At 32.4% G+C, this 19,387-nt stretch carries 13 protein-coding genes and 1 pseudogene; 10 read left to right on the top strand and 4 right to left on the bottom strand.

Annotated elements, in window-relative coordinates; translation table 11 throughout:
• The first annotated feature begins 97 nt into the window (after positions 1-97).
• The 7 genes from BLT46_RS02445 (at position 98) to dgt (ending at position 11,350) form a co-directional block, all read left to right on the top strand.
• A complete protein-coding gene (locus BLT46_RS02445) occupies positions 98-2,872 on the top strand; it encodes a 2-oxoglutarate dehydrogenase E1 component (protein ID WP_090405656.1) in 2,775 nt (924 codons plus the stop codon).
• A 47-nt stretch (positions 2,873-2,919) separates the two neighbouring features.
• Positions 2,920-4,140 (top strand): 2-oxoglutarate dehydrogenase complex dihydrolipoyllysine-residue succinyltransferase, encoded by a 1,221-nt coding sequence (gene odhB, locus BLT46_RS02440; RefSeq protein WP_090405653.1) that lies wholly within the window; start codon positions 2,920-2,922, stop codon positions 4,138-4,140.
• Between the two features lie 362 nt (positions 4,141-4,502).
• Positions 4,503-5,480, top strand: coding sequence for a ribonucleotide-diphosphate reductase subunit beta (locus tag BLT46_RS02435; protein ID WP_090405650.1), 978 nt, complete (start codon positions 4,503-4,505; stop codon positions 5,478-5,480).
• Between the two features lie 27 nt (positions 5,481-5,507).
• Entirely contained in the window at positions 5,508-7,901 is a 2,394-nt protein-coding gene (locus BLT46_RS02430; RefSeq protein ID WP_090405647.1) for a ribonucleoside-diphosphate reductase subunit alpha, read from the top strand.
• 120 nt (positions 7,902-8,021) lie between these two features.
• Positions 8,022-9,107, top strand: a complete 1,086-nt coding sequence (locus BLT46_RS02425; protein WP_090405644.1) for a hypothetical protein — start codon at positions 8,022-8,024, stop codon at positions 9,105-9,107.
• A gap of 171 nt (positions 9,108-9,278) precedes the next feature.
• A complete protein-coding gene (locus tag BLT46_RS02420) occupies positions 9,279-9,983 on the top strand; it encodes an AAA family ATPase (protein ID WP_090405641.1) in 705 nt (234 codons plus the stop codon).
• 17 nt (positions 9,984-10,000) lie between these two features.
• Positions 10,001-11,350: a dGTP triphosphohydrolase gene (gene dgt, locus BLT46_RS02415; RefSeq protein WP_090405638.1), complete on the top strand. Its 1,350-nt coding sequence runs from the start codon at positions 10,001-10,003 to the stop codon at positions 11,348-11,350.
• 68 nt (positions 11,351-11,418) lie between these two features.
• Here dgt and BLT46_RS02410 read toward each other — a convergent pair whose 3' ends face one another.
• The 3 genes and pseudogenes from BLT46_RS02410 to rplU form a co-directional block, all read right to left on the bottom strand.
• The gene (locus tag BLT46_RS02410) at positions 11,419-12,741 is read right to left on the bottom strand and encodes a hypothetical protein (RefSeq protein WP_090405635.1); all 1,323 of its coding nucleotides are present in this window, start codon (positions 12,739-12,741) and stop codon (positions 11,419-11,421) included.
• A gap of 842 nt (positions 12,742-13,583) precedes the next feature.
• A complete protein-coding gene (rpmA, locus tag BLT46_RS02405; protein WP_090405633.1) occupies positions 13,584-13,844 on the bottom strand; it encodes a 50S ribosomal protein L27 in 261 nt (86 codons plus the stop codon).
• 27 nt (positions 13,845-13,871) lie between these two features.
• Positions 13,872-14,228: pseudogene (rplU, locus tag BLT46_RS02400) on the bottom strand (50S ribosomal protein L21); the annotation flags it as partial.
• A 354-nt stretch (positions 14,229-14,582) separates the two neighbouring features.
• On the opposite strand from rplU, the gene BLT46_RS02395 reads away from it, so the two are divergent.
• The 3 genes from BLT46_RS02395 to BLT46_RS02385 all read left to right on the top strand — a co-directional run bounded on the left by BLT46_RS02395 (position 14,583) and on the right by BLT46_RS02385 (position 18,456).
• Complete coding sequence (locus tag BLT46_RS02395; RefSeq protein ID WP_090405617.1) at positions 14,583-15,902, top strand: M16 family metallopeptidase; 1,320 nt, start codon at positions 14,583-14,585, stop codon at positions 15,900-15,902.
• 18 nt (positions 15,903-15,920) lie between these two features.
• A complete protein-coding gene (locus BLT46_RS02390) occupies positions 15,921-17,972 on the top strand; it encodes a M16 family metallopeptidase (protein WP_090405615.1) in 2,052 nt (683 codons plus the stop codon).
• Between the two features lie 100 nt (positions 17,973-18,072).
• The gene (locus BLT46_RS02385; protein WP_090405612.1) at positions 18,073-18,456 is read left to right on the top strand and encodes a heavy-metal-associated domain-containing protein; all 384 of its coding nucleotides are present in this window, start codon (positions 18,073-18,075) and stop codon (positions 18,454-18,456) included.
• A 352-nt stretch (positions 18,457-18,808) separates the two neighbouring features.
• Here the strand turns inward: BLT46_RS02385 and gldD are convergent, their stop codons facing one another.
• Complete coding sequence (gene gldD, locus BLT46_RS02380; protein WP_090405609.1) at positions 18,809-19,384, bottom strand: gliding motility lipoprotein GldD; 576 nt, start codon at positions 19,382-19,384, stop codon at positions 18,809-18,811.
• Positions 19,385-19,387 lie beyond the last annotated feature (3 nt).

The raw sequence follows: 19,387 nt of genomic DNA, 5'->3' as shown, positions 1-19,387 counted from the left end.
TTATGAGATAAAAATAAGTAAAAACTTAGAGTATTCTCATAAAGAGTTTGTATTTTTGTATGTATAATATTTAAACAAAAGGTCTTTAGACGAAATTATGGATAGATATTCCTTTTTAAATGCGGCGCACACTGCATTTTTTGCTGAGTTATATGATCAATATTTAGAAAGTCCTGATAGTGTTGAGCCAAGTTGGAGAGCATTTTTTCAGGGTTTTGACTTCGCAAATGAATTCAGTGATGGGCCTGTAGAACGGTTGTCACAAGCATATACTTCACCGACAAGCAATGCTAGTGTAAATAATTCAGGTCAGTTAGAGCAAGTTCAAAAAGAGTTTGCTGTACTACGCTTGATTGACGCATATAGAACTTACGGGCACTTGTTAACTAAAACAAACCCAGTAAGAGATAGAAAAGTTGAACATCCCGATTTGAGTTTAGAGAAGTTTGGTCTTTCTCAAGCTGATATGAATGTTAGCTTTGAAGCTGCTAAAACAATACAACTTCCAACTTCAACTTTATCACAAATTCTTGCACAGTTAGAAAAAGTTTACTGTTCAACGTTAGGTATTGAATACAAATATATTACTGATGAAAAAGCAGTAAATTGGATTCAAAATCATTACGAAGCACCAGAAGCGAGATTTAATAGTGAGGAGAAAAAAGAGATTCTTCATAAGTTGATTGAAGCTGTATCATTTGAAAACTTCCTAAACACAAAATATGTTGGACAAAAACGTTTCTCATTAGAGGGTCTTGAAGCTGCAATACCAGCAATGGATTTCTTGATGGATTCTGCTGCTACAAAGGGAGTAGAGGAAATCGTAGTGGGTATGGCACACAGAGGGCGTCTTAACGTTTTAGCGAATGTTTTCAAGAAACCAGCAAGAGAGATTTTCTCTGAGTTTGACGGAAAAGATTACGATACAGAGGAAGGATTTGATGGAGATGTTAAATACCACTTAGGTCTTACATCAACTCGTAAAACAAGAACAGGGAAAGAAATTCAAGTAAACTTAACACCTAACCCTTCTCACTTAGAGACTGTGGGTGCAGTTATTGAAGGTATTTCAAGAGCAAAACAAGATACAGTTTTCGCTGCTAATCCAGCTAAAGTATTGCCAATTGCTTTACACGGAGATGCTGCTATTTCTGGACAAGGTATTGTTTATGAAATTGTGCAAATGGCACAATTAAGAGGATACAAAACGGAAGGAACAATTCATATTGTATTGAATAATCAAGTAGGATTTACTACAAACTATACAGATGGTCGTTCTTCTACTTACTCTACTGATATTTCAAAAGTAACAGGATGTCCTGTACTTCACGTAAATGCAGATGATACTGAAGCTGCAGTAAGAGCATTTTTATTTGCGTTAGACTATCGTATGGAATTTGGTCGTGACGTATTTATTGATATGGTAGGTTACCGTAAATATGGACACAACGAAGGTGATGAGCCTAAGTTCACTCAACCAATTTTATATAAATTAATTGCTAAGCACCCTAATGCACGTAATATTTACAATGCAAGATTGTTAGAAGATAAAGTCGTTGACGATAATTTCGTTACTTCTTTAGAACAACAATATAAAGGAGCTTTAGAGGAAGATTTAGAGATTTCACGTAAAAACGAATTTGCTAAAATTAGAACATTTATGGAAGAGAACTGGGAAGGATTTAAACTTGCTGGAGCTCAAGAAATGTTAGCTGATTATGATACAAAAGTATCAAAAGAAGTTTTAACTGATATCGCAAATGTAATTACTGAATTACCAGGAGATAAAAAATTCATCAATAAAGTTAAACGTCTAATTGGAGACAGACAAGCGATGTTCTTCGAAAAGGATAAGTTAGACTGGGCAATGGGTGAATTATTAGCTTATGGTTCTTTATTGACTGAAGGATATGATGTTCGTATGTCAGGACAAGATGTAGAACGTGGTACTTTCTCTCACCGTCATGCAGTAGTTAAAACAGAAGATACAGAAGAGTCAATCATCTTGTTAAACCAATTGAAAAACCAAAAAGGACAAATGAGAATTTTTAACTCATTGCTAGCTGAATACGCTGTTTTAGGTTTTGAATATGGTTATGCATTGACAAATCCAAATACATTAACAATTTGGGAAGCACAGTTTGGAGATTTCTCTAATGGTGCGCAAATTATGATGGACCAATATATTTCTGCTGCGGAAGATAAGTGGACAAGTCAAAATGGTATTGTGATGTTATTGCCTCACGGGTATGAAAACCAAGGAGCAGAACACTCATCAGCACGTTTAGAACGTTATTTACAATTGTGTGCTGAGCACAATATGTTTGTAGCAAACTGTACGACTCCTGCAAACTTCTTCCACTTAATGAGACGTCAAATGGTTACTAATTTTAGAAAACCATTAATCGTAATGTCTCCTAAGAGTTTATTAAGACATCCATCAGCAGTTTCTTCAATCAGTGAGTTTACTGACGGTAAATTCCAATTTGTTATCGATGATAATGGAGTTGAAGCTAAAGATGTGAAATCATTAGTATTCTGTAGTGGTAAATTCTATTATGACTTAGTAGCTAAACGTGAGGAGTTAGGTAGAAAAGATATTGCATTTGTTCGTATCGAGCAATTGTTCCCATTACCTATCGAACAAATGAAAGAAGTTATTGCTAAATATTCAAATGCAGACGATTATGTTTGGGCTCAAGAAGAACCTAAAAACATGGGGGCATATGGACATATGTTAATGAATTTCCACGAGAAACCTTTACGTTATGCAGGTACAAAAGCATATAGTGCTCCAGCTTCTGGAAGTTCTACACGTTCTAAAAAACGTTATGCTTATGCGATAGCAAAAGTATTCGATAAGAATTTATAAGAAAAACAGTATTTTTACAAAACAATATTTAATAAAAGAATATACAGATGAGCATCTTAGAAATGAAAGTTCCTTCGCCAGGTGAATCAATTACAGAAGTTGAAATCGCTACTTGGTTAGTTAAAGATGGAGATTACGTTGAAAAAGACCAAGCGATTGCTGAAGTAGATTCAGATAAAGCAACTTTAGAGTTACCTGCAGAAGAGAGTGGTATTATCACTTTGAAAGCAGAAGAAGGTGACGCTGTAGCTGTTGGTCAAGTAGTATGTCTAATTGATATGAGTGCTGCTAAACCTGCAGGAGGTGCTTCTACAGAGGCTAAACCAGCTGCTGAGGCTCCAAAAGCAGAAGCTCCAAAAGCTGCACCAGTGCAAGCTCCAGCTACAACTTATGCAACAGGAAGTGCTTCACCAGCTGCTAAGAAAATTTTAGATGAGAAAAACATCAACCCTGCAACTGTTTCAGGAACAGGAAAAGATGGAAGAATAACTAAAGAAGACGCTTTAAACGCTAAACATTCAATGGGTACTCCAACAGGAGGATCAAGAGGAGAAGAGCGTAAAAAAATGTCTATGTTACGTCGTAAAGTTGCTGAACGTTTAGTTGAGGCTAAAAACACAACAGCTATGTTAACTACTTTCAATGAAGTTAACTTGACTAATGTAAACAAATTAAGAAGCGAGTATAAAGAAGTGTTTAAAGCTAAACACGGTGTAGGTTTAGGATTTATGTCTTTCTTTACTAAGGCTGTAACTCGTGCTTTAGAAATGTATCCAGATGTAAACTCTATGATTGATGGTCAAGAGCAAATCAAATACGATTTCTGTGATGTTTCTATCGCTGTATCAGGACCAAAAGGATTAATGGTACCAGTAGTAAGAAATGCTGAGTTATTATCTTTCCGTGGAGTTGAAGCTGAAATCAAACGTTTAGCTATTAGAGCTCGTGATGGACAAATCACAGTTGATGAAATGACTGGAGGTACATTTACAATTACTAATGGTGGTGTATTCGGATCTATGTTATCTACTCCAATTATCAACCCTCCACAATCTGCTATTTTAGGTATGCACAATATTATTGAGCGTCCTATCGCAGTAAATGGACAAGTTGAAATTCACCCAATGATGTATTTAGCTCTTTCTTATGATCACAGAATTATTGACGGACGTGAGTCAGTTGGTTTCTTAGTGGCTATTAAAGAAGCTTTAGAAAATCCGGTTGAATTGTTAATGGACAACAATCCTAAAAAAGCATTAGAACTTTAGTAGAATTAAGTTTTACGTACTATATAGAAAAAGGCTAATCTCTTGTTGAGATTAGCCTTTTTCTTTTGTGTTAAGTTGAAAATGGCAATATGCTACTTATTGACGCAATGTGCAATTAGATAGCTTGTATCCTTGATGTTTGTTGAGTTTGTGTTTTTTTGATCACAATAAGTTATTGTAAATGAGTGGTTTGTGTAACTACTTGACTTATAGGTATTGTTAATAACTTTGTTTTTTTGTGGATAAGTTATTCGGTGTTCAATTTTGTATCATATAAAAAATGTCAATCTTTGTTTACTTAACATCGTTAAGTAAACATTTCATATGTTGAAAATTGTCTAAATCTTTATAATGAAAATCCTATGAGTATTCAAGAACCTATTTTAACAGAGAATAAAAATCGTTTTGTTATTTTTCCAATTAAACACCATGATATTTGGGATTGGTATAAAAAAATGGAAGCAAGTTTTTGGACTGCCGAAGAGATTGACTTACATCAAGACTTATCAGATTGGAATAATAAATTGAATGAAGATGAACGTTATTTTATTAAACATATTCTTGCATTCTTTGCTGCGTCTGATGGTATTGTAAATGAAAATTTAGCAGAGAACTTTGTAAATGAAGTACAGTATCCAGAAGCAAAGTTTTTTTACGGATTCCAAATTATGATGGAAAACATCCATAGTGAAACATATTCTTTACTAATTGATACCTACGTTAAAAACGAAGAAGAAAAAGATAAATTATTTCGTGCAATAGAAGTGTTTCCTGCTATTATGAAAAAGGCAGAGTGGGCATTGAAATGGATTGAATCAGATTCATTTGCAGAGCGCTTAATTGCTTTTGCAGCTGTAGAAGGAATTTTCTTTTCAGGATCTTTTTGTTCAATTTTCTGGTTAAAAAAACGTGGATTAATGCCTGGATTAACTTTTTCAAATGAGTTGATTTCAAGAGATGAGGGATTACACTGTGATTTTGCAGTTCACTTACACAACCACCACTTGATTAATAAAGTACCAAAAGCGCGTATTAGAGAGATTTTAGTTGATGCTTTAGATATTGAGCGTGAGTTTATCACTGAATCGTTACCAGTAAGTTTAATAGGAATGAATGCTGTTTTAATGACACAGTACTTAGAGTTTGTTACAGACCGATTATTAGTGGAACTAGGATGCGAGAAAGAATATAACGTAAGTAACCCTTTTGATTTTATGGATATGATTTCTCTACAAGGTAAAACTAACTTTTTTGAAAAACGAGTTTCAGAATATCAAAAAGCGGGAGTTATCAGTAAAGAAGAAGGTGGTAATAAAATTAGCTTCGACGCTGATTTTTAATTAATAATAAATAGCTAAAAGAAAGAGATGTTTGTAGTAAAAAGAGACGGTAGAAGAGAGCCTGTGATGTTTGATAAAATTACAGATCGAATCAGAATATTATGTTACGAATTAAATGAGTTGGTTGATCCTGTAAAGGTTGCTATGCGCGTAATTGAAGGATTATATGATGGAGTTAGTACGTCTGAATTAGATAGTTTAGCAGCTGAAACTGCAGCGTCTATGACAGTATCTCATCCTGACTATGCTTTATTAGCCGCGAGAATTGCAGTTTCTAATTTACATAAAAATACGAAAAAAGTTTTCTCTGAAACTGTAGAGGACTTATATCGCTATGTTAATCCAAGAACGAGTCAAGAGGCACCATTAATTGCTGACGACGTTTATCGTGTAATTATGGATAATGCAGATAGATTAGATTCATCGATTATCTATCAACGGGATTTTAATTACGATTACTTTGGTTTTAAAACATTAGAACGTTCTTACTTATTGCGTTTAAATGGTCAAATTGTTGAAAGACCCCAACATATGTTAATGCGTGTTGCCGTAGGTATTCACTTAGATGATATTGATTCAGTTTTAGAAACATATGAGTTGATGTCTAAAAAGTATTTTACACACGCTACACCAACTTTATTTAATTCTGGTACGCCAAAACCACAGATGTCTTCTTGTTTCTTGTTAACAATGCAAGATGATAGTATTGAGGGAATTTATGATACTTTAAAACAAACAGCGAAGATTTCTCAATCAGCTGGAGGAATTGGATTATCAATTCACAATATTAGAGCAACAGGTTCTTATATTAGAGGAACTAATGGTACATCAAATGGTATTGTGCCGATGTTGCGTGTATTTAATGATACAGCACGTTATGTAGATCAAGGAGGAGGAAAGAGAAAAGGTAGTTTCGCTATTTATATTGAACCTTGGCACGCAGATGTATTTGACTTTATCGAATTACGTAAAAATCACGGTAAAGAAGAAATGCGTGCTCGTGATTTATTCTTGGCATTGTGGATTAACGACTTATTTATGAAGCGCGTTGAGACTGACGGTACTTGGACATTGATGTGTCCTAATGAATGCCCTGGTCTTTGTGATGTTTATGGAGAAGAGTTTGAACAATTATACTTGTCTTATGAACAAGCAGGAAAAGGACGCCGTACAATAAAAGCACGCGAACTTTGGGAAGCTATTTTAGATGCCCAGATTGAGACAGGAACACCCTATATGCTTTATAAAGATGCTGCGAATAGTAAGTCAAATCAAAAGAATTTAGGTGTAATCCGTTCGTCAAACTTGTGTACAGAAATTATGGAGTACACTTCTCCTGATGAAGTAGCAGTTTGTAATTTAGCGTCAGTTTCACTTCCAATGTTTGTTGAGAATGGAGAATTTAACCACGCTTATTTATTTGACGTTACAAAGAGAATTACGCGTAATCTGAATAAAGTTATTGATCGTAATTATTATCCTGTAGAAGAGGCTTATAATTCGAATATGCGTCATAGACCAGTTGGTTTAGGAGTACAAGGATTGGCAGATGCGTTTATTTTAATGCGTTTACCGTTTACAAGTCCAAAAGCAAAGCAATTAAACCAAGAGATATTTGAAACTATTTATTTTGCGGCAGTAACTGCATCGATGGAGATGGCGAAAGAAGAAGGACCATATTCCACATTTGAAGGATCTCCGATTTCACAAGGAGAATTTCAATTTAACCTTTGGGGTATTAAAGACGAAGAATTGAGTGGTAGATGGAATTGGGATGTTTTACGTCAGGAAGTTGTTAAAAATGGGGTTAGAAACTCTTTGTTGTTAGCACCTATGCCAACAGCGTCAACATCTCAGATACTTGGAAACAATGAGGCATTTGAACCCTATACGTCTAATATTTATACAAGACGTGTATTATCAGGAGAGTTTATCGTTGTAAACAAACATTTATTGAGAGATTTAGTTGATTTAGGTTTGTGGAATGAAGACTTGAAGCAAGAAATTATGAGAGCAAATGGTTCAATTCAACACATTGATTATATTCCTGCTGATATTCGAGAATTGTATAAAACAGTTTGGGAATTGAGTATGAAAGACATTATTGATATGTCTCGTCAACGTGGTTATTTTGTCGATCAATCTCAATCGTTGAACTTGTTTATGGAAGGAGCAAATTATGCTAAGTTGACATCAATGCATTTCTATGCGTGGAAGTCTGGACTTAAAACAGGTATGTATTATTTGAGAACAAAGTCTGCGGTTGATGCAATTAAGTTTACGTTGAATAATGAAAAGAAAGCAAATTCAATTAATGTAGTAGAACCTTCTGCAATTTCAGCTGAAGAGTATCGAGTAATGGTTGAAAGAGCAAAGATGGCATCTAATGAAGAAGATGATTGTGAAATGTGCGGTGCATAATTTCAGCGTTTAAAATATTTACAAAGCCCAAGTATATACACTTGGGCTTTGTTGTTTATAAGAGTTTCACTAAAACATATTTTATTTAGTGTATTTTTATTGTTTTAAAAGGCAAATAATATGTTTAAAAAGATTATTGGAGCTTATTTGTTTCTATTAGGAAGTTTATCTGTTTTTGGGCAAAAGATTATATACAGTACCGGAAAAGTAGTTGATATATCAAGTTGTATCGCTTCATCTAATCGTATTCGAACAATTATGGATGATAATGAAGAAGGGATATCGACTTATTATTTGATTCAAAAAGATGATGGCAGTGATTTAGTGATTAATCAAGAACAAGTTTTTTATTATGATGTAGGAGCCCCTGATTTTGAAAGTGAGGGGTATATTCGCTTTAGAGATAAGCAAACGAATTTAGTAGGGTTGTATAACGACAAAGGAGAGATTGTTCTTTTACCGATTTACAGCAGTCTATCTCGAGTTCACAATGGAGTACTTTATGCATTAAGTGATGTAAAAGTTAGAAATATAGGACGTAGTGGAGATGATCATATTGTTTTTGAAGGAGGCAAAACGAGGTTGATAAAGCCTGATGGTACAGTCTTGGTTGATGAGATGTTGGAGCCAAATAAAGTTTTAGATATGTATAGTTTATCAATTACAGATCAACCTATTCAAGACGAATGTTATTCGAGTTTGTTAGGTGTAAACAGTAAATATTATAACTTTTTAAATTTAGAAGGATATTTCAAGAAATTTATTGAAGAGGAGTTTTTACCAAAAAGTAAAGGGAAAGAGTGGCTTGATTTTACCAATGAGAATACAATAGTTAATATAGAGATTGACAATGGAAGTATTGGGGATTATGAAGTAGGCAAAGGTGGAGCTTTATTGAGTAAATATGGTAGGGAGTTGAAAAGGCTTTTTAAGTTAGTAGATCAAGTAGGAGAGGAAAGTATTAAATTGAGTTATGGAGTTGATAATTGGGGAGGATATGTCGATGATGGACAGATAGACATTGAAGATTTTGTTTATTATTATAACACCACAAATGTGTGGAGGAGGGAATTGTTTCCAATGTTTGAACTAATTGTTAAAGAGGAAAATCAAGGAAAATACCGCAATAATCATTTTGATTTTTTTAGAGATAAAAAAGGTGAAATGGTCTTATATAAAATTACACTTCGGGGAAATTTCTTATAATAAGACTTCTCTTAGTATGTTTTCATTAATACACAGAGTTTAGAAGCTTTTCTATTTGAGATATGAACAAATTGTTCATATTTAATTCTATTATCTTTTTTACAATTATAATCTGCGGATTTTAAGCGGTATATTTGTTTGCATTAATGTTCTAATCTTATTATTAAGTTTATGAGTTCTTTGTATTATATAGATCGAACCAAAGTGTCTTTGGATGACGTAATGTTTGATGAAAATGTGGCTTCGCAAATAGAGCAATTTTTAAAAGAATATAAGTATAGGGAAATACTAACTAAGTATAATTTGCCCGTTAGCAATAAAATATTACTTTATGGTAAGACTGGATGTGGGAAAACCATGACTGCAAAAGCTATTGCTAAAACATTAGATAAAAAACTTATTATCGTCAATTTAGCAACTATAGTTTCTTCTAAATTAGGGGAAACAGCTAAAAATATTGAAAGTCTTTTTAAAGAGATTCAGTATGAAAGTTCTGTACTCTTTTTTGACGAGTTTGATTCTTTAGGACAGATTCGTGATTATGACAATAAGGATAATAGTGAAATGAAACGTGTGGTTAATGCTATTTTACAATTGATAGATAATTTACCACAAAAGTCTATTTTAATGGCAGCTACAAATCAAATTCATATGATTGATGAGGCATTAATAAGACGTTTTGAAATCCATTTGGAGTATAAAGCTCCCTCAATAGTTGCATTAGATAAGTATTATGATAAAATGTTAAGTCAATATCCAGAGGAGTATTGTCAAATAGAGCGTATTTATAATATATCGTATGCAGAAGCAAAAAATCATATACACAAGACAGTTAAAGATAACATTATCACAAAGCAGATAGCTTTAGGTAATTAAAAAGAATAAAAAAGCTTATGATGAAATGGGAAAAGTTGCTTTCGTTGAAAAAACATGGCGACACTTTTGTAAGACATAGATTAGATGAGAGTGAGACAAGAATTGGTTTTGAAGTCGATTATGATAGAATTATCTTTTCATCACCTTTTCGTAGTTTACAAGATAAGACACAAGTTATACCGCTTTCAAAAACTAATTTCGTGCACACGCGCCTAACACATAGTTTAGAAGTATCTGTTGTAGGTCGTTCATTAGGTAGAATAGTAGGATCAAGTATTTTAAATAAATATACTTACTTAGCGGAAGAATTTGGTTATACAGTTAATGACTTTGGTGCAATTGTAGCAGCTGCATCTTTAGCACACGATATTGGTAATCCGCCTTTTGGACATTCAGGGGAAAGAGCTATTGGTGATTTTTTTAAAAAAGGTAAAGGAGAGAAGTATAAGCAACACTTATCAGATAAAGAATGGCAAGATTTGATTGACTTTGAGGGGAATGCCAATGGTTTTAGTATTCTTACGAAAAGTCGGTCAGGTATTTCTGGAGGATTACGCATTTCTTATGCAACATTAGGTGCATTTATGAAATATCCAAAAGAGAGTTTGCCTAAGAAACCAACTCGTGATGTGTCTGATAAGAAGTTTGGTTTCTTTCAAGGAGATAAAGAGGCTTTTATTGATGTTGCAAGTGAGTTAGGATTGTTAATGAAAGCTGATCGTACGGAGGTTGCTTTCTTCCGTCATCCTTTAGCATACTTAGTAGAAGCAGCAGATGATATTTGTTATACTATCACCGACTTTGAAGATGGAATTAATTTAGGATGGATTCCTGAAGAACATGCTTTAGAGTTTTTAATCAAGATTGTACAGAATAGCATTAATCCACAAACCTATTCTCAATTAACTTCAAAAGAAGATAGGGTTAGTTATTTAAGAGCGTTAGCTGTAGGGAGTCTTATTCAAGATGTAAGTCGTGTTTTCTTAGAAAATGAAGATAAGATTATGGCAGGGGAGTTTCCACATGCATTAACTGAAAAGTGTAGCTATATTGCTCAGATGAAAGATATTTTAGCAGTTAGTATTAATAAGGTTTATCAAAGTAAAGAGGTAATTGAAAAAGAAATTGTAGGGTATCGTGTTATTAATACGTTGCTGGATAGTTTTACAACAGCAACAAATAATAGTTTTTACGGTGAAGAGACACACTACGATTCGTTGATATTAACTTTATTACCAGATAAGTATATAGTGGAAAGTGATAGTTTATATGTTCGCTTAATGAGTATTTGTCATTTTATATCTATGCTAACAGATGGTAAAGCCTTAGAGCTGTATCATATGATAAAGGGAGTAGATCATAATTAATAGAAAAGTGCACTACATTATTTATAATGTAGTGCACTTTTTATTGAAGCTTAAAAATTATGAAAAGATTACTCTTTAGTTGTAGGTATCCACAAATGTGCATATTTCATCATATCATTTTCCCAAACTAGATTAGTTTCAGGAGCCTTGATAGCCTTAGCTTCTTCGATAGTCTTACCGATTACATCACCTTGACTTGATGATACAGAGTTTTTACCATTTTTAGTTGCAATAGCGAAGGTTGCTTTGTTTCCATCAGCAGAAATATCTTTGAAGTAAATTGTCAGAAATTGCCCTGTTCTTCCTGAATAGTATCCTGTTGAACCTGTGATTTCGTAAATTAATTGACCTTTTTTCTCATCAGTAGCTACTTTTTTAAGAGTAAAAGAAGCAGAATCACCGAAGCCTGATCCCATATCAGCTCTAAATAAGAATGCTTCTGTACCTTCACCAACTTTAAATACATACTGTGCTTGTGGTTTACCAGTTGTTTTATCTTTTATTATTTCTGAACCATAAGTTCCTTTTAAATTAATAACAGTACCTGATTTATCCTCTTTAGTATAAGTTGTAAAGTTGTTTTTTAACTCTTCGATTCCAGCAAATTCTTTTTCAGCTAACTTTTTAGTTTCTCCTTCATTAAAAGTAGCTCTTGCTATATCTACATTATTTTCTTTGATGTTTTTTAATTGTATAACATAGAAGAAATCTTTTCTTTCTGTATCAACACCTTGAAGTAAAATTTTATTTGTTGATGTATTGTGAGCTAAAACTTTCATATCGTAGCTTCCATTAAAGTTTACAGTTTCATTAGTGAAGTTGTAATAATAAGAATGTTGTCCTTGTGTGAAAACATATTTACCATTTACGGGTAAGTTGATAGCAGTAGATTGACTACCTTTTTTAGTTAGTAATAACCATCCAAATTGGTTATTAGCGTGGTCTAAAGCTCCTCCTGCTTTTGAAGGGTAATTTGTTTTAATAGCTTCTATTTCGGATTTAAAAGTGTAATCAATATTAATATCTAATGATTCGTCTTTTATATTTCTTAGGAAAAAAGCTTTGTATTGTGACTCTTTTTCGTGTTTAGTTACAACTTTTAATACTCCCTCTTTGTTTTTGTATACGGTTAGAATGTTGTATTTGTAATCACCTTGTCCGCTTCCAGCCATTTGTGACATATTCATTGTAATAGAATTTTTTTCAAATGTAAAAGGGATAGGCATTCCTGAATGTGCATAAATGAATTCACCTTTAAAAGATAGTTCTTTTCCTATTTCTTGTTGGTCTTTTTGATCAACTCTAATAGGTTCATTACTGTCGTCATTAGAACAACTTGTCAGTAAAAAGGCACAAATTGCAAATGCTGAAAATAGTTTGGTTAATTTCATATTTAATAGTGTTATTATGTTATAATTATTTAGACCAAAAATAAATAATAATAATCAATAAACAATAATTATTTGTATTATTTCTAAATAATAATTATAAATTGCTGTTGTTTAGTTGTTTATGATTTTATTTGTATTGTTTTTTAGGGGAATTATAGTGTATAAAGTAGTGTGAGTAAAGAAAAATAAATTACTAAAAGAGTTTATTTTAGAATGATTATAAATATTATTGAGCGAAATAGAAATTGAATACTGTTTTCGATGATTAAGCTCAAAATTTGGAAAGTAAGTATAAATATCTTTTTGCAATAAGAAATAAATTAAGCGTAGCCTTAAAATGTTATATATTGAATTGTTATTATGATAAAGACTATAATTAAGTATGGTATTAGACGTACTTTGTTCGATACATCTCCCACTCAAGTACCACACACTTTCGGAAAAAAGTCTTTTTTCCGAAAGTGTGTGGTACTTGAGTGGTACTTGTGTGAAATAAGTATCAAAGAAGTTTATAATAAGATTGCGTTAATTCTGTTTTAAGCACTTTTGAAATAACGTTCTTATAAAAGTATTGATAACTTTAATTGTAGGCATACGAATGTTTTTATAAAACTCTTCGATAGGAAAGGAAAGTAGGATAAGTTAATCTTTTTTTATGAATCCCTAACTTTTGTAGGTGATCTGTTTTAGATTTTGGGGTAGAATAAAGAAGTTAAGCTATACAACTATTTCTTAATTATGAATTTTAATTTCATTCTATATATGTACAAAAAAAGGCGCCTAATTAATTAGGCGCCTTTTCTTATGTTTAATATTTGTTCTAAAAGAACAAATAATGATTCTTAAGCTTCAAATGGTAAAATAGAAACGTAAGACTTGTTGTCTCTTTTCTTTTGGAATTTAACCACTCCGTCAACTTTTGCATGTAAAGTATGATCTTTACCCATGTAAACGTTTTCACCAGGATTGTGCTTAGAACCTCTTTGTCTAACGATGATGTTTCCAGCGATAGCTGCTTGACCACCGTAAATCTTAACGCCTAAACGTTTCGATTCTGATTCTCTACCGTTCTTAGAACTACCTACACCTTTTTTATGTGCCATGACGTTTTAAAATTTAGATGTTAATTACTCAGCTGCTACAGCCTCTTTTTTGGTTGCTTTCTTTGTAGCTCCACTTGCATTGATTCCTTCAATAACAATTTGAGTTAAAGATTGTCTGTGACCGTTTTTCTTTTTGTAACCTTTTCTTCTTTTCTTTTTGAAAACGATTACTTTATCACCTTTAAGGTGTTGTAAAACTTTAGCTTCTACAGAAGCACCTTCTATAGCTGGGGCGCCTAAAGTGATGTTGTTGTTGTCATCAATTAAAAGAACTTTGTCAAAAGTAACTTGAGTTCCTTCTTCTGATGCAAGACGGTGTACATACACTTTTTGGTCTTTGCTAACTTTGAATTGTTGCCCTGCTATCTCTACGATTGCGTACATAACAATAAATTAAGATGTTAATTAAGGGTGCAAATATAAACTTATTTTTTTATATACAAAAGAAAGTAGAAGACAACCTTTAGTATTTTTTGTTTGTAAATGAATGATTTTCAGTTAGTCAACGTTAAAAGCGCAAACAATTGTAAATTATATCTATTGATTGTAGAAATATCAAGTCTATAAATAGCGTATTTTGTTTGTGTTATGTCGTATGTGTTTTTTTATAAATCACACTGGATGATTGAGTTTTTATGTTTTCATGAGATAATATGAAAAATATTTTATAAAAAGTGTAACATATTTGTTATAAGGTATACTAATACGATTATAACCTAATTTCAAAATATTTGTAGAATGAAAAAATCTTTGTTGATTTTAAGTGCTTTATTCTTTGGAATATCGGCTTCAGCTCAAAAAGTGGAATTCGATCAGTACACTTTAGACAACGGTCTACACGTTATCTTACATCAAGATAAGTCTGCACCAGTAGTTATTACCTCAGTTATGTACCACGTAGGTGCAAAAGACGAGAATCCAGAAAGAACTGGGTTTGCACACTTTTTTGAGCATTTATTATTTGAAGGAACAAAAAATATTGAACGCGGAGAGTGGTTTAAATTAGTAACTGCAAACGGAGGACAAAATAATGCAAATACGTCAGATGATAGAACTTATTATTATGAAGTATTTCCTTCGAATAATTTAGAATTAGCTTTATGGATGGAATCTGAAAGATTAATGCATCCAGTAATTAATCAAATTGGTGTAGATACACAAAATGAAGTAGTTAAAGAAGAAAAGAGACTACGTGTAGATAACCAACCTTATGGACAATTATTTACGGAAGTTAAAAAGAATTTATTTAAAAAACATCCTTATCGTTGGGCTCCTATTGGGTCAATGGAACATTTAGATGCTGCAACTTTAGAAGAGTTTTTAGCGTTTAATAAAAAGTTCTACATCCCAAACAATGCGGTTTTAGTTGTTGCAGGTGATTTTGAAAAAGACCAAGCAAAGAATTGGATTAAAAAATACTTTGGACCGATTGCTAAAGGTGAATCTGTGACTCGTACAAAAGTAGAAGAAGATGCAATTACAAAGGAGATAAGAGCTGAATTTGAAGATCCAAATATTCAATTACCAATGGTTGTTGAAGCGTATAGAACTCCATCAATGAAAACACGTGAAGCAAGAGTTTTAGATATGATTTCTGCTGTTTTATCTGGGGGTAAAAGTTCAAGACTTTACAAAAAGGTAGTTGATGAAAAGAAAATGGCTTTGGAAATGTCTTCATTTAGCTTTAGTCAAGAAGATTATGGAATTTATTTTATTTATGGAATTCCAATGCAAGGTTTTACATCAGCTGACTTAGTAAAGGAGATTGATGAAGAGATTGAAAAGCTACAAACAGAGTTGATTTCTGAACGCGATTTTCAAAAATTACAAAACATTTTTGAGAAACAATATGTTGATCAAAATGACAATGTAGAAGGTTTAGCACACAATTTGGCAACTTACTATTTATTATATGGAGATGTGAACTTGATTAATACTAATATAGATATTTATAGAAGTGTAACAAGAGAGGAGATCCGTGAAGTAGCTAAAAAATACTTGAACAAAAATCAAAGATTACTTTTAGATTACGTTCCAGAGAAAAAAGCTAATAACTAATTAAATAGAAACTGTAAAATGAAAAAAATACATATTTATGCAGCGAGTTTAGCTTTTGCATTCGTTGCTATGCAAGCTCAAGCACAAGAAAGAAAACAGCCAGCTCCAGGACCAGCGCCAATTGTTCACGTTAATCAACCAACTTCATTTGTATTAAAAAATGGAATGAAAGTTTTGGTTGTTCAAAATAGCAAATTACCGAGAGTGTCTTATTCGTTGACGATAGATAATCCATTAACTTTTGAAGGAGATAAAGCAGGTGTATCATCTGTGTTTTCTCAAATGTTAGGAAATGGAACTAAGAAAATGAAGAAGGAGCAATTCACTGAAGAGATTGATTTCTTAGGGGCAAATATTAGATTTAGTTCAAATGGTGCTTTTGCAAGTGGGTTGTCAAAATACAATGAAAAAATTCTTTCATTATTAGCTGATGGGGCTTTAAATTCTATTTTGACAGAAGAGGAATTTGAAAAAGTAAAAGCTCAGGCTATTGAAGGGATTAAATCAGGAGAAAAGAGTGTGTCTGCAATCGCAAGTCGTGTAGAAGATGCTTTATTGTATGGAAAAAATTCTCCAGCAGGTGAGTTCGAAACAGAACAAAGCATTCAAAATATTACTTTAGCAGATGTTCAAGATTATTATAAAAAGTATTTCTCTCCAGAGAATGCTTATTTGGTAGTAGTTGGAGATATTGACTATAAGAAAACTGAGAAATTGGTTCGTTCATTATTTGAAGGGTGGAAAAGTAATAAAACTCAGTACGAGAAATATACTATGCAAGGAAATGTTGCAAAAACGCAAATTAACTTCGTAGATATGCCAAATGCTGTTCAATCAGAGATTGCATTGGTAAATGAAGTGGAATTAAAAATGACAGACAAGGATTTCTTTGCTGCAATTTTAGCAAATCAAATTCTTGGAGGAGGAGGAGAAGGACGTTTGTTTTTAAACTTACGTGAAGCACACAGATGGACGTATGGAGCATATTCGTCAATCAGTTCAGCTCGTAAATATCCAGGTAAATTTAGAGCGGGTGCGTCTGTACGTAATGTTGTTACAGATAGTGCCGTAACTGAATTTATTAAAGAAATTGACTTGATGCGTACGACTTTAGTTAAAGACGAAGAGCTGAAAATGGCTAAAGCAAAGTATGTAGGTAACTTCGTTATGGAAATTCAGAAACCAGCTACCGTTGCTCGTTATGCATTAAATAAAGAATTACACAAGCTACCTGTAGACTTTTATGAGAACTATATTAAAAACATTAATGCTGTAACAGCACAAGATGTTCAAAAAGCAGCTCAAAAATATTTCTTGAAAGATAATATGCGTATTATTATTGTAGGAAAAGGTGCAGAAGTAATTGACGGATTAGAAAAATTAGGATTACCAGTATATTTCTATAGTAAAGAGGCAGACGCTGTTGAAAAACCTGTTTTTAAGAAAGAAATTCCAGCAGGAGTTACAGTAGCTACTTTGTTAGATAAATACATCACTGCAATTGGTGGAGAAAAGAAATTGTTAGATGTAAAGAGTATTGCATCTGTAAGTTCAGCATCAGTACAGGGGATGACATTAGAAATTGTATCTAAAGTTAAGAAAGGATATGCTATGTCTGAACAGAAGATGATGGGGAATGTAATGTCAAAACAAATAGTTACTCCTAAGGAAGGTTTTGTTCTTGCACAAGGACAAAAAATACCATTAGAAGGAGCAGACTTAATTGAAGCACAACAGGGAGCAGTACCTTTTGCAGAGTTGAACTGGAAAAAAGATACTACTGTTACTTTAACAGGAGTTGAAGCAATTAACGGTAAAGATGCAATAGGATTAAAAGTTGGTAAATCAGTGCATTATTACGATGTCGATTCTGGACTTAAAGTAGCTACGATTACAACTGTAGAACAAGGAGGACAAACTATGACTCAAGCTATTTATATGGGAGACTATAAAGAAGTAAAAGGAATAAAGTTTCCGTTCAAACAAACTATGAATGTTGGATTTGATTTAGAAGTGAATGTTTCTGATGTTAAAATTAACGAAGGAGTAACAGACGCAGATTTTAAATAATTGATAATCTAAATCATAAGAATAAAAAAGCAACTGAATTTCAGTTGCTTTTTTTTATTTTTGTACCTTTATATTAGTAGAATTTAAAAAAAGTGTTCAAATGAAAGTAACAAAATCAGTTTTAGTAGCAATTCTTGGAGCAACTGCATTGGTTAGTTGTAAGAGTGAAACTAAAGTACAAGAAGGAGAAATAGTAGAGCAAACAACAACTGCTACAGATTCTAAAGAAATTGCTGGAAAAGTAGAGAATGCTACATTTCAGATTGAAGGAATGACTTGCGAAATAGGATGTGCTAAATTAATTGAAGGAAAATTAGCAGGTTTAGATGGTGTAAAAGAAGCAAAAGTTGATTTTGATTCTAAAACGGCTATTGTTGAATTTGATGATGCTAAGCAAAACTCAGAGTCATTAACAAAGACAGTAGAGAAAATTGCAAACGGAATCTACAAAGTAGAGAATATGCAAGTTGAAGAGAGTAAATAGTATGAGAGTGTAATATATTTAGTAACCAATAAAATAGTTTTTTTATTGGTTACTTTTTTTATATCGGTCGATAATCTAATTTGTACTATTGTTGTCAATAATAGTTATAAGTTATTTGATCGTTATAGATTGTTTTTAGTTGAGATTGAATTATCTCAATATAAATTAGTGTTTAGTAATTTATATTAGTGCAAAAGCCATATAAAAGATGATTGGAATTGTTATTGAGAGATTTTACTATATATAAAAACATATTTTTAACTGTATAGACTTCAATTTGTAATGATAAAACATATAAAAAGCCCTGCTTTTTCAGAGGGCTTGTATAATATTGGTAAAAGAATTATTTATTCTATTTGGATAAAGGTGTATTGTTTACCCATTCTAAAGACTCCATAATTCTCCTCATATCTTTTTTAACATAGTCAGTAGCTGGTAAGATCGAATCATAATTAGGCTTTGCGTAGAAATATAGAGAAGCTACTAAAAAGTTTTTTACACTATCAGTTGCGTAAAACTGTACATTGGTAGCAGCATTTCCTTTTACGTCATAAAAAATACCATAAGCTTTAGCATTTGGATTTACAAAAGGTTGTTCTACAATCTCATCAGCCTTTACAAAGTGTTCATAAGTCAATTTTTGTGCATCTTTCAATAATAGATTCAAGTTGTTTTCAACAGGTTTATAATTTAAAAAGATTGTAGCTTTCATTTGTGGATAATGAATTTCTAAAGAATTCTTTTTTCCTTCTTTTATTTGAGCCCATTTATTTTGATCGAATTGATAATTCGAATTACTAACATATGTTGAATACTCTTGTGTTGGGTATTCTAAAGCTAAGAAAGCATTTGGTTTAGGGGTTGTTTCTTCTTTACAAGATGCAAAAAGAGTCAATAGAAATAAACAACCTATAAAATATAACTTCATTAA

This window comes from Myroides phaeus (genome assembly GCF_900099675.1).
In the GTDB taxonomy this organism is placed as follows: Bacteria; Bacteroidota; Bacteroidia; order Flavobacteriales; family Flavobacteriaceae; genus Flavobacterium; species Flavobacterium phaeum.
This window is presented reverse-complemented; position numbering and strand designations above follow the sequence as displayed.